Source organism: Streptomyces sp. NPDC003038 (assembly GCF_040611115.1).
Classification (GTDB): Bacteria; Actinomycetota; Actinomycetes; order Streptomycetales; family Streptomycetaceae; genus Streptomyces.
The window spans coordinates 15,739-27,854 of the sequence record NZ_JBEXNN010000016.1 but is presented as its reverse complement, the minus strand read 5'-3'; the positions used below and the strand labels follow the sequence as shown (position 1 = coordinate 27,854).

The window sequence follows — 12,116 nt, the reverse complement described above, 5'->3', positions numbered from 1 at the left end:
GGGCTGAGGGTGGGTGCGCCTCAAACGCCGACGGGGCTGGTGGGTGCGCCTCAAACGCCGACGGGGCTGGTGGGTGCGCCTCAAGCGCCGGCGGGGCTGGGGGTGTGCCTCAAGCGCCGGCGGGGCTGGGGGTGGTGCGCCTTAGCCGACGGGGGCGGGGGGAGGCTCGGACGCTGGCGGGGCTGGGGGTGGTGCGTCTCAAAGCCGGCCGGCTGTGGGTGGTGCGTCTCAGGCAGGCGGGGCTGGGGGCTGCGACGCCGGCGGGGGTGGGGGAAGCCGAAAGCGGCCCGCCGCCCCCGGGAGGGGGTGGCGGGCCGCTCGGGGTCGGGCTACGCCTTGCGGAGGCGGAACGTCAGGCCGAGGGCTTCGTCCGTGAACTCCTCGCCGTACGTGGCGTCCGCGACGCCCGCCGCGAAGTCCGTCGCCAGGACCTCGTCCGCGATCAGACCCGCGTGGTCCGTCAGGGCCGTCACGACCTCCTCCTCCGGGGAGGACCACCGCAGGGCGATCCGGTCCGCCACGTCCAGGCCGGAGTTCTTGCGGGCCTCCTGGATCAGGCGGATCGCGTCACGCGCCAGGCCCGCCAGCCGGAGCTCCGGGGTGATCTCCAGGTCGAGGGCGACCGTCGCGCCCGAGTCCGAGGCCACCGACCAGCCTTCGCGCGGGGTCTCGGTGATGATGACCTCCTCCGGGGTGAGGGCGACCTGCTCGCCGTTGACCTCCACCGAGGCCTCGCCCGAGCGGAGGGCCAGGGACAGCGCCGCCGCGTCGGCCGCCGCCACCGCCTTCGCCACGTCCTGGACGCCCTTGCCGAAACGCTTGCCCAGCGCACGGAAGTTGGCCTTCGCCGTGGTGTCCACGAGGGAACCGCCGACCTCGGAGAGAGAGGCCAGGGAGGAGACGTTGAGCTCCTCCGTGATTTGCGACCGCAGCTCGGCGGACAGTGCGTCGAAGCCCACCGCGCCGACCAGCGCGCGCGACAGCGGCTGGCGGGTCTTGACGCCCGACTCCGCGCGGGTCGCGCGCCCCAGCTCCACCAAGCGCCGTACGAGCTGCATCTGCTGGGACAACGTGCGGTCGATCGCCGACGCGTCCGCTTCCGGCCAGGAGCTGAGGTGCACCGACTCCGGGGCGTCCGCGGTCACCGGGACGATCATGTCCTGCCAGACCCGCTCCGTGATGAACGGGGTCAGCGGGGCCATCAGCCGCGTGACCGTCTCCACGACGTCGTGGAGCGTGCGCAGCGCGGAGGCGTCACCCTGCCAGAAGCGACGGCGCGAGCGGCGGACGTACCAGTTGGACAGGTCGTCCACGAACGCGGACAGCAGCTTGCCGGCGCGCTGCGTGTCGTACGACTCCATCGCGTCGGTGACCTCGGAGGTCAGTGTGTGGAGTTCCGAGAGCAGCCAACGGTCGAGGACGGTGCGGTCCGCCGGCGCCGGGTCGGCCGCGGACGGCGCCCAGTTCGACGTACGGGCGTACAGGGCCTGGAAGGCGACCGTGTTCCAGTAGGTGAGGAGCGTCTTGCGGACGACCTCCTGGATCGTGCCGTGGCCCACGCGCCGCGCCACCCACGGGGAGCCGCCGGCCGCCATGAACCACCGGACCGCGTCCGCGCCGTGCTGGTCCATGAGCGGGATGGGCTGCAGGATGTTGCCCAGGTGCTTGGACATCTTGCGGCCGTCCTCGGCGAGGATGTGGCCCAGGCAGACCACGTTCTCGTACGAGGACTTGTCGAAGACGAGCGTGCCGACCGCCATCAGCGTGTAGAACCAGCCGCGCGTCTGGTCGATGGCCTCCGAGATGAACTGCGCCGGGTAGCGCTTCTCGAAGATCTCCTTGTTCTTGTACGGGTAGCCCCACTGCGCGAACGGCATCGAGCCCGAGTCGTACCAGGCGTCGATGACCTCCGGCACCCGGACCGAGGTGAGGGAGCAGCCCTCGTGGGTGCAGCTGAAGGTGACGTCGTCGATGTACGGGCGGTGCGGGTCCAGGGCGGACTGGTCCGTGCCGGACAGCTCGCTCAGTTCCGCGCGCGAGCCGACACAGGTGAGGTGGTTCTCCTCGCAGCGCCAGATGGGCAGCGGGGTGCCCCAGTAGCGGTTGCGGGACAGCGCCCAGTCGATGTTGTTGTTCAGCCAGTCGCCGAAGCGGCCTTGCTTGACCGACTCCGGGAACCAGTTGGTCTTCTCGTTCTCCCGCAGCATCGCGTCCTTGACGGCGGTGGTGCGGATGTACCAGGACGGCTGCGCGTAGTAGAGGAGCGCGGTGTGGCAGCGCCAGCAGTGCGGGTAGCTGTGCTCGTAGGCGATGTGCCGGAAGAGCAGGCCGCGGGCGTCGAGGTCGGCGGTCAGCTTCTCGTCGGCCTTCTTGAAGAAGATGCCGCCGACCAGCGGGACCTCCTCCTCGAAGGTGCCGTCGGGGCGGACCGGGTTCACGACCGGCAGCCCGTACGCGCGGCAGACCGCGAGGTCGTCGGCGCCGAAGGCGGGGGACTGGTGGACCAGACCGGTGCCGTCCTCGGTGGTGACGTACTCGGCGTTGACGACGTAGTGGGCCGGGGCGTCGAAGGGGACCAGCTCGAAGGGGCGCTGGTACGTCCAGCGCTCCATCTCCTTGCCCGTGAAGGACTCGCCGGTGGTCTCCCAGCCCTCGCCGAGGGCCTTCTCCAGCAGCGGCTGGGCGACGACGAGCTTCTCCCCGCCGTCGTCGTCGGTGCGGACCGCGACGACGTACGTGACGTCCGGGTGCGCGGCGACGGCGGTGTTGGAGACGAGCGTCCAGGGGGTCGTCGTCCAGACCAGCAGCGCGGCCGCGCCGGCCAGGGGGCCGGAGGTCAGCGGGAAGCGGACGAAGACCGACGGGTCGACTACCGTCTCGTAGCCCTGCGCCAGCTCGTGGTCGGAGAGGCCGGTGCCGCAGCGCGGGCACCAGGGGGCGACGCGGTGGTCCTGGGTGAGCAGACCCTTGTTGAAGATCTCCTTCAGCGACCACCACACGGACTCGACGTACTCGGGGTCCATCGTCCGGTAGGCGTCGTCCAGGTCGACCCAGTAGCCCATGCGGGTCGTGAGCTCGGCGAAGGCGTCGGTATGGCGGGTCACGGACTCGCGGCACTTGGCGTTGAACTCGGCGATGCCGTACGCCTCGATGTCCTGCTTGCCGTTGAAGCCGAGCTCCTTCTCGACGGCGAGCTCGACGGGCAGGCCGTGGCAGTCCCAGCCGGCCTTGCGGGCCACGTGGTAGCCGCGCATGGTGCGGAACCGGGGGAAGACGTCCTTGAAGACGCGGGCCTCGATGTGGTGCGCACCGGGCATGCCGTTCGCGGTGGGCGGGCCCTCGTAGAAGACCCACTCGGGGCGGCCCTCGGACTGCTCCAGGGTCTTGGCGAAGGTCTTGCTCTCGCGCCAGAAGTCGAGGACGGCGTGCTCGAGGGCGGGCAGGTCGACCTGGGCGGGTACCGGGCGGTACTGCGGCGGTGTGGTCATGAGGCTGAACTCTTCCTCCGGCGGGGTGTCACTTCCGTCCGGAGGGACGAGAGCCTGCGGCTCCCGCGGTACCACCCTCCTTGGCCGCCGGACGGATCCGATGGCCCCCTCATTGGGGTGCGAAGCCGGTTCTACTCGCGGCACGGTGCCCGGGCGGGTCCGTACGCGCTTTCTTCCGGCGGCTCCGGGGTGATCCTTCACATCGCGCTCGCCCCCGGGCTCTCACCGTCCCCGGGTCGCTCCTGGCTGCGTCCGACGCTACTCGTCCCCATCCATGCCTCTCGCTGGGCCCAGTGTACGGGCCGGGGCGACGCGCGGCAGACCGATTTACGGGGGGCCGTGGCGGGGCCGCCGCAGCGGCGCGGCGGGGCGCCCGGGGCGGGCGTCCCGGTGACCCGGATGGGCCGACGCGCCGGTACGGGATCCGGTGGGGCGGGTGGGGCGGATTACCGGGCTTCCGGATGGGCACAACGGATGCAGGTTCGCGTCGACGGACGCGTGCCCCGTTGCCGCCGGGCTGGAGTCGATTTATCGTTCCGGCACGATTCGCGAGCAATGATCACAGTATGTGAAGGGGCCGCGGCCATGGTGGCGAAAAAGACCGCCGGGAGTACTGCCAGGAAGGCTGTCGGGAAGCCTGCCGGGAAGGCGACGGCCAAGGCGACGACGACGGCGACGGCGGCCGAGGGTGCGGCTCCGGCTCCGGCCCGGGCCCCGGCCAAGAAGGCGACCGCCACCCGCAAGACCGCTGCCGCCGGGAAGGCTCCGGCCGGGAAGGCGGCCGTTGAGAAGGCTCCGGCCAAGAAGGTGAACGCCGTGAAAGCGACCGCAGTAAAGGCTCCGGCCAAGGACGCGAGCGCTGTGAAGGCGAACGCAGCAAGGGCCCCGGTCAAGAAGGCCCCGGTCAAGAAGGCCCCGGCCGAGAAGGCTCCGGTCAAGAAGACCCCGGCCGCGAAGTCTCCGGCCCCGGACGCCACCGCTGTGAAGGCGAACGCGGTGAAGGCTCCGGTCGGAAGGGCTTCGGCCAAGGACGCCACCGCTGTGAAGGCGAACGCGGTAAGGGCCCCGGCCAAGAAGGCTCCGGCCAAGGACGCGACCGCCGTCAAGAAGACGACGGCCGCGAGGAAGGTCACGGCCAAGGCGGCCGCGGCCGAGGGGGCGGCGCAGGCCGCGCAGAAGACGGGAGTCCGCAAAGTGGTTGCCAAGAAGAGCACGGGTGCAGGCAGGAAGACGGCCGCGGCCGCCACGAGCGGGCTCCCCAAGGTCCGTGCCACGGCTGCTGCCGCGGCGCCGGGCGAGCTGGCCGTACGGCCCGGGGAGGAGCCCTGGACCCCCGAGGAGGTCGAGGAAGCCCGTACCGGGCTGTCGGCGGAGGTGGTGCGGCTGCGCAGCGAGCTGGAGGCGTCCGAGGTGGCCATCTCGGGGCTGATGCGGGACTCGGGCGACGGTGCGGGCGACGACGACGCCGACACGGGCACCAAGAACATCACCCGGGAGTCCGAGCTGGCGCTGGCGGCGAACGCCAGCTCGATGCTGGAGCAGACCGAGCGCGCCCTGGAGCGGCTGGAGGCGGGCACGTACGGGCTCTGTGAGAACTGCGGGAAGCCCATCGGCAAGGCCAGGATGCAGGCCTTCCCGCGGGCCACGCTGTGCGTGGACTGCAAGCAGAAGCAGGAGCGGCGGCACTAGGTCCGTCCTCGGATCGGCGGCGGCGGCACGGTCCGCGGGCACGGCCGCGGGCAGGAGGCGGTACTGGGCGGGCGGTCGGCCGGGGCCCTGACGTACCCTCGTGTCTCGTCAGGGTCCAGGAACCTGGCAGGGCTGTGTCGTCGGCAACCTGGTTCGAGCTAGTTCGAGGGACTCACGTGGCAGAGGCGGAGAGCATCATCGGTACGCCGGAGGTCGGGGACGAGGCCGAGCCGGAGTCCGTCGGGCCCAAGGGGCACCGGCGGATCGTGGCGCTGATCGTCGTATCGGTGCTCGCCTACCTGCTCGACCTGGGCAGCAAGATGCTGGTCGTGGCGAAGCTGGAGCACCAGCCTCCGATCGAGATCATCGGCGACCTGCTGAGGTTCGAGGCGATCCGCAATCCCGGCGCGGCCTTCGGCTTCGGCGAGGCCTTCACGATCCTCTTCACCTGCATCGCCGCCACCGTGATCGTGGTGATCGTACGGCTGGCCCGCAAGCTCTACAGCCTGCCGTGGGCGATCGCGCTGGGCCTGCTGCTGGGTGGCGCGCTGGGCAACCTGACCGACCGGATCTTCCGCTCGCCGGGCGTGTTCAGGGGCGCGGTCGTCGACTTCATCGCGCCGGCCCACTTCGCCGTCTTCAACCTCGCGGACTCCGCGATCGTGTGCGGAGGCATCCTGATCGTGCTGCTGTCGTTCAAGGGCCTGGACCCGGACGGCACCGTCCACAAGGACTGATCGGCGAGCGGGCGCGGGGCCGGGGGTCGGCCGAGTCCTGCATACTCGACAGGTGAGTACGATTCCCGAGATCCGCACCCTGCCCGTTCCCGATGGCCTTGAGGGCGAGCGCGTCGACGCCGCCATCGCCCGTATGTTCGGATTTTCCCGGACGAAGGCGGCCGAACTCGCGGCCGCGGGGAAGGTGGCGGTCGACGGCAGCGTCGTCGGGAAGTCCGAGCGCGTGCACGGTGGCGCCTGGCTCGAGGTCGAGATGCCCGCGCCACCGCGGCCGGTCGAGGTCGTCGCCGAGCCGGTCCCGGGCATGGAGATCATCCATGACGACGACGACATCGTCGTCATCATGAAGCCGGTGGGCGTCGCCGCCCACCCGAGCCCCGGCTGGACCGGCACCACCGTCATCGGCGGCCTCGCCGCCGCCGGCTACCGCATCTCCACCTCCGGCGCCGCCGAGCGCCGTGGCATCGTGCACCGTCTCGACGTCGGCACCTCCGGCCTGATGGCCGTCGCGAAGTCGGAGCGCGCGTACACCTCCCTGAAGAACCAGTTCCGCGAGCGGATCGTGGACAAGCGCTACCACGCGCTGGTGCAGGGCCACCCCGACCCGATGAGCGGCACCATCGACGCGCCGATCGGCCGGCACCCGAGCGCGGACTACAAGTGGGCCGTGACCCAGGAGGGCAAGGCCTCGGTCACCCACTACGACCTGATCGAGGCCTTCCGCGCGGCCTCGCTGCTGGACATCAAGCTGGAGACGGGACGCACGCACCAGATCCGCGTGCACATGGCCGCGCACCGGCACCCCTGCGTCGGCGACCTCACGTACGGCGCCGACCCGACCGTCGCCAAGCGGCTGGGACTGACCCGGCAGTGGCTGCACGCGGTCCGGCTGGGCTTCGAGCACCCGTCGGACGGCCAGTGGGTGGAGTTCGAGAGCACGTACCCCGCGGACCTTCAGAACGCGCTGGACGTGATCCGGGCAGAGAGCGAGTGACCGCCTTCGCGGTCCGGGTGGCCGCGGACGCGGCCGACCTGGCGGCGTGCTACGCGGTGCGGACCGAGGTGTTCGTGGTCGAGCAGCGCGTGCCGGAGTCGATCGAGTACGACGCGTACGACGCGGACGCGGTGCACGTACTGGCCATGGGGCCGGACGGGTCGCCGCTGGGCACCGGCCGGCTGCTGCACGGCGCTGCCGCGCGCGGCAAGACCGGGTCCGAGGACGTCGGCTCGCTGGGACGGCTGGCCGTACGGAAGGCCGCGCGGGGACTGGGCGTCGGCGTGGCACTGGTCCGCGCGATCGAGGCCGAGGCGGCGCGGATGGGCCTGCGCGCGGTCGACCTCGGCGCGCAGACGCATGCGCTGGGGTTCTACGAGCGTCTCGGATACGTGGCCTACGGGCCGGAGTTCTTGGACGCGGGCATCGCGCACCGCTCGATGCGGCGTCCCCTGGCGGGGGGCCGCGCGAGCTGACCCGGGCTACCGCCCGGAACCCGTCCGCCGTTTCGCCGGCCCAGCGCCCCCGGGCGCGGCGCCGCCTCCCGGGGCTCCGCCCCGGACCCCGCGCGCCAGACGCCGACGGGGCTGGGTGGTGGGCTGGGCGCCGACACGGTGGGCTCGGGACCTTCGCCCCCACCGCCGAGCGCAGCGGACTGGCAGGGTGGAGGAGTGGATCAGCTCGCTCTCCTGTTCGTGGTGTTGCTCGGGGCCGTGGTCGCCGTGCCGCTCGGGGACCGCCTCGGACTGCCCGCGCCCGTCCTGATGACCATCGGCGGGGTCGTCCTCGCCCTGGTGCCGGCCGTGCCCAACGTCGACATCCCGCCCGAGTACATCCTGCCGCTGGTGCTGCCGCCCTTGCTGTACGCCTCCGCGCAGCGCACCTCGTGGCGGCAGTTCGCCGCGAACATCCGGCCCATCTTCCTGCTGGCCGTGGCCCTGGTGTTCGTCACGACCGCCGCCGTCGCCGCCGTCGCGCACGCCGTCGTGCCCGGGCTGCCGATCGCCGCCGCCGTCGCGCTCGGCGCGCTCGTCGCCCCGCCCGACCCGGTCGCCGCCACCGCCGTCGCCGGATCGCTCGGGCTGCCCCGCCGCCTGGTGTCGATCCTGGAGGGCGAGGGCCTCTTCAACGACGTCACCGCCATCGTGCTCTACCACGTGGCCGTCGCCGCCGCCGTCAGCGGCAGCTTCTCCTGGCCCGCCGCGCTGGGGGAGTTCGTCCTGTCCGCCGTCGTCGCCGTGGCCGTCGGCCTGGCCCTCGGCTGGTCCGCCACCCGCCTGATGGGGCGGCTCGGCGACGCCACGCTGCAGATCGGGCTGACCCTGCTGGTGCCGTTCGTGGCGTACGTACTGGCCGAGGAGTTCGAGGGTTCCGGTGTGCTGGCGGTACTGACGACGGCCCTCTTCCTCGCCGAGTACGCGACGGACGCCGACGACGTGCTGGGCCGCCTCGCCGGGCACACCTTCTGGGAAGTCGTCGACATGCTGGTCACCGGGGTGGCGTTCGGGCTGATCGGGCTCGAACTGCACAACGTGTTCGGTACGGCGCGGGGGCGCGAGTGGGAGATGGCCGGGTGGGCGGGGGCGGTGATCCTGGTGGTGGTCGGCGTACGGCTGCTGTGGCTGCTGCCGGCCGGCTGGCTCGCCAACAAGCTCCACACGCGGCGCGACTACGACGAGGACATCCCGCTGAGCTGGCGGGAGAGCGTGGTGATGTGGTGGGCCGGGATGCGGGGGGTGGCCTCCGTCGCGCTGGCGCTGGCCATTCCGTTGAAGGGGGAGGGCGGTGAGCCGTTCCCCGCGCGGGACGAGATCGTCTTCATCGCCTTCGCCGTGATCATGGCGACGCTGTTGTGCCAGGGGCTGACCCTGCCGTGGCTGGTGCGGCGGCTGGGGGTGCAGGCGGACAGGGACGCGGACCGGGAGATCGAGCGGCAGCTGGCGATCCGCGCCGCCAAGGCCGCGAAGCGGCGGCTGAAGGAGATCGAGGAGGTGGAAGCGCTGCCGGAGGACCTGATGGAGACGCTGTACCGGCGCGCGTACGACGTGGGCGCCCGCATCAGCCCCGACATGGTGGACGAGGAACGGCGGGAGGCCTACGCACAGCGGGTGGAGCGGATCCGGAACGTCCAGCGGATCCAGCGGGAGATGATGTCGGCCGCCCGCCACGAGGTGCTGGCGGCCCGCAGCGAGCCCGGCGCCGATCCGGAGATCGTCGACCGGGTGCTGCGGCACTTGGACGTGCGGAGCCTGCGCAACCCGTAGTCGGGCTGCCCTACCGCGCCAGGGCGTGGAGGAAGCGTACGTACGGACTCCAGCGGGCGCGGGGCGCGGTGCCGGTGAGGGCCGCCTCGGCGCGGTCCAGGCTGTCCTCCAGGCAGGCGTCGTGCATCGGGCGCCAGGCCAGGGGCCAGGTGAGGCGGCAGATGCCGGTGGTCCTCATGGCGAGGGTGTGCCGCAGGACGGTGCGCTCCTCGTCGACCGGCAGCACGGCGAACTCGTGGAAGCCGTGGAAGCCGCGAGGCCCGCTGAAGGCGAAACGGACCCAGGTGCCCGGTACGTACGCCGTGACCGTGTAGCGGACCGGGCCGTGCCCGCCGACCGCGCCGATCGCCAGCGGGCGGTCGAACTCCATCGCGGACCAGCTCGCGTGCGGCCACAGGCGGTCCTGCGCCCCGCCGGACAGGCTGTCGATGAGCTCTCCCACCTCGCTGCCCTTGGCGGCCAGCAGGCGTTCGTGCACGTTGTAGACACCCATGGGTGCTCCCCTCCAGGTTATTAGAGATGGGTCTCTAATAATCTGGAGGGTACTCTCTGATTCATGGCGAGACCACCCCGCTTCGACACCGAGCAGATCCTCGACGCCGCCGTCCGGCTGGCGGCCTCCGCCGGGCCGGCGGGCGTGACCATGTCCGCCGTCGCCCAGGCGGTCGGCGCGCCGAGCGGGTCCGTGTACCACCGCTTCGCCGGCCGTCCCGCGCTGCTCGCGCAGGTCTGGCTGCGGACCGTCGAAGGCTTCCAGGAGGGTTACCTCACCGCGCTCCGCAGTGACCCCGATCCGCGCCGGGCCGCCCGCGCGGCCGCCCGGCACGTCGTCTCCTGGAGCCGCGCCCACGTGCCGGAGGCTTCGCTCCTGTTGTACGGCGCCGAGGAGTTCGGCCGCGGGGACTGGTCCGAGGAGCACCGACAGCGTGCCGATCTGGGCAATCAGCGGGTGTTCGCCTCGCTCGGCTCATTGGCCGAATCGCTCGGCGTGACGGGTCCCCAGGGTCACGAGCGGGTCGTCCTGGCCATGATCGATCTGCCGCTGGCCGTGGTCCGCCGCCATCTGCGCGCGGGGCGGCCGCTGCCGCCGCACGCGGAGGAACTGGCCGAGGAAACCGCTGCCGCGCTGCTCGCCGGGGCCTGGCCGCCAACGACCTGACCCATGACCGCGCGCCGCCGCCGGGCCCCGTTGCTCAAGCGGCGCCGGGGCCGGGTGGATGCGCCTCAGTCGTCGGCGGAGCCGGGGCGGGGGACCGACGCGGAAGTGGTGATCTGCGGGAGGGCGTACGGGTGATGGGCCACCAGCCAGGTGATCAGGCGTTCGCGGACCGCGCAGCGGACCGTCCAGACGTCGTCCGCGTTCTGCGCCGTGACCACCGCCCGGACCTGGATGGTGTGCGGGGTCGTGTCCGTGACGGCCAGGCCGCTGCCGCGGCCGTCCCATTCCGGGATGTCCTTCAGGATCCGCTGGAGCTCTTCCCGCATCAGGTCCACCGGCGCGCTGTGGTCCAGGTGCCAGAAGACGGTCCCGGTCATCTGCGCGCCGCCGCGCGACCAGTTCTCGTACGGCTTGCTCGTGAAGTAGGAGACCGGCATCGTGATGCGTCGTTCGTCCCAGGTGCGGACCGTGAGGAAGGTCAGGGTGATCTCCTCGACCGTGCCCCACTCCTTGTCGACCACCACCGTGTCGCCGATGCGGACGGTGTCGCCGAAGGCGATCTGGAGGCCGGCGAAGAGGTTGCCGAGCGCGGACTGGGCGGCGATGCCCGCGACGATGCCGAGGACGCCGGCCGAGGCCAGCAGGGAGGTGCCGACCGTCCGCATCGGCGGGAAGGTCAGCAGCATCGAGGCGATGGCGACGACGACGACCACCGCCGTCACCACCCGCTGGATCAGCGTGACCTGGGTCCGGACCCGGCGGAGCCGGGCGAGGTCGGGGGCGCCGGCGGCGTAGCGCGCGTACGTGGAGTCGACGATCGCCGTCGCGATCCGCACCAGCAGCCAGGCCGCCGAGGCGATCAGTACCAGGGTGAGGGCCCGGCCCACGCCGACCACGTGGTCCGGGAGGATGTGCGCCTGGCGGTAGGCGCCTCGCAGGAGCGTGGTGCACAGGACGAGCTGGAAGGGCAGGCGGCAGCGGCGCAGCAGGCCCCACAGGGGGGTCTCGCTGTGCCGGGCGTCGGCGCGGCGCAGCAGCAGGTCCAGCAGCCACCCCGCGAGCAGGGTGACGACCAGGGAACCGCCGATGACCGTGAGGGGGCGCAGCACGTTCTCCATCTCCATGCGTAAGAACGTAACCGCAAGGCGCTGCCGGAAACTGGCACGATGGGAGGCATGAACATCATGCTTTTCCATTCGACGTACGGGCTGCGGCCCGCGGTGCACGCGGCGGCCGACCGGCTGCGCGCGGCCGGGCACCAGGTGCAGGTGCCGGATCTCTTCGGGGGACGCACCTTCGACACCGTCGAAGAGGGCATGGCGCACCGGGACGAGATCGGCCGTGACGAGCTGCTCAAGCGCGCGGTGCTGGCCTCCGCTCCCTATTCCGACGAGGGCCTGGTCTACGCGGGCTTCTCCTTCGGCGGCTCCGTCGCCCAGCACCTGGCGATGGCCGACGACAAGGCGCGCGGGCTGTTGCTCCTGCACGGGACGGCGGACCTGGAGGACGGCGCCTCGGTGGACGAACTGCCGGTACAGCTGCACATCGCGGATCCGGACCCCTTCGAGCCGCACGACTGGCTGACCGCGTGGTACCTGCGGATGCGGCGGGCCGGGGCCGATGTGGAGGTCCACAGCTACCCGGGTGCCGGGCACCTGTTCACGGATCCGGAGCTCGACGACTACGACGCCGAGGCGGCCGAGCAGGCCTGGAAGGTCGCACTCGGTTTCTTGGACTCCCTCTAGAAGAGGCGGTGCCCGCGTCGCGGTGCGGGCACGGGGACGG

10 protein-coding genes are annotated in these 12,116 nt (G+C 71.9%); 7 read left to right on the top strand and 3 right to left on the bottom strand.

From position 1 onward, the window contains the following. Positions 1 to 329: 329 nt before the first annotated feature. Entirely contained in the window at positions 330 to 3,488 is a 3,159-nt protein-coding gene (gene ileS / locus ABZX75_RS20710; protein ID WP_355412515.1) for an isoleucine--tRNA ligase, read from the bottom strand. A gap of 585 nt (positions 3,489 to 4,073) precedes the next feature. Between ileS and ABZX75_RS20705 the strand changes: the two genes are divergently transcribed. The 5 genes from ABZX75_RS20705 to ABZX75_RS20685 all read left to right on the top strand — a co-directional run bounded on the left by ABZX75_RS20705 (position 4,074) and on the right by ABZX75_RS20685 (position 9,172). After that, the gene (locus ABZX75_RS20705; RefSeq protein ID WP_355412513.1) at positions 4,074 to 5,177 is read left to right on the top strand and encodes a TraR/DksA C4-type zinc finger protein; all 1,104 of its coding nucleotides are present in this window, start codon (positions 4,074 to 4,076) and stop codon (positions 5,175 to 5,177) included. A gap of 176 nt (positions 5,178 to 5,353) precedes the next feature. Further along, on the top strand, positions 5,354 to 5,914 hold the full coding sequence (gene lspA, locus ABZX75_RS20700; protein ID WP_355412511.1) for a signal peptidase II: 561 nt from the start codon (positions 5,354 to 5,356) through the stop codon (positions 5,912 to 5,914). Positions 5,915 to 5,966: 52 nt separating this feature from the next. Then, positions 5,967 to 6,908, top strand: coding sequence for an RluA family pseudouridine synthase (locus ABZX75_RS20695; protein WP_355412509.1), 942 nt, complete (start codon positions 5,967 to 5,969; stop codon positions 6,906 to 6,908). Then, on the top strand, positions 6,905 to 7,384 hold the full coding sequence (locus ABZX75_RS20690) for a GNAT family N-acetyltransferase (RefSeq protein ID WP_355412507.1): 480 nt from the start codon (positions 6,905 to 6,907) through the stop codon (positions 7,382 to 7,384). Before ABZX75_RS20695 ends, ABZX75_RS20690 begins: the two co-directional genes overlap by 4 nt. 195 nt (positions 7,385 to 7,579) lie before the next feature. Then, positions 7,580 to 9,172: a Na+/H+ antiporter gene (locus ABZX75_RS20685; RefSeq protein WP_355412505.1), complete on the top strand. Its 1,593-nt coding sequence runs from the start codon at positions 7,580 to 7,582 to the stop codon at positions 9,170 to 9,172. A 10-nt stretch (positions 9,173 to 9,182) separates the two neighbouring features. On the opposite strand, the gene ABZX75_RS20680 is transcribed toward ABZX75_RS20685, so the two are convergent. Then, complete coding sequence (locus tag ABZX75_RS20680) at positions 9,183 to 9,665, bottom strand: SRPBCC family protein (protein ID WP_355412503.1); 483 nt, start codon at positions 9,663 to 9,665, stop codon at positions 9,183 to 9,185. Positions 9,666 to 9,728: 63 nt separating this feature from the next. Here ABZX75_RS20680 and ABZX75_RS20675 point away from each other — a divergent pair, with 63 nt between their 5' ends. After that, positions 9,729 to 10,331 carry a TetR/AcrR family transcriptional regulator gene (locus ABZX75_RS20675; protein ID WP_355412501.1) on the top strand — a complete coding sequence of 201 codons (603 nt, stop codon included), beginning with the start codon at positions 9,729 to 9,731 and terminating at the stop codon, positions 10,329 to 10,331. A gap of 65 nt (positions 10,332 to 10,396) precedes the next feature. Here ABZX75_RS20675 and ABZX75_RS20670 read toward each other — a convergent pair whose 3' ends face one another. Beyond that, a complete protein-coding gene (locus ABZX75_RS20670; RefSeq protein WP_355412732.1) occupies positions 10,397 to 11,449 on the bottom strand; it encodes a mechanosensitive ion channel domain-containing protein in 1,053 nt (350 codons plus the stop codon). A gap of 48 nt (positions 11,450 to 11,497) precedes the next feature. On the opposite strand from ABZX75_RS20670, the gene ABZX75_RS20665 reads away from it, so the two are divergent. Next, positions 11,498 to 12,076 (top strand): dienelactone hydrolase family protein, encoded by a 579-nt coding sequence (locus ABZX75_RS20665; protein ID WP_355412499.1) that lies wholly within the window; start codon positions 11,498 to 11,500, stop codon positions 12,074 to 12,076. Positions 12,077 to 12,116: the final 40 nt, after the last annotated feature.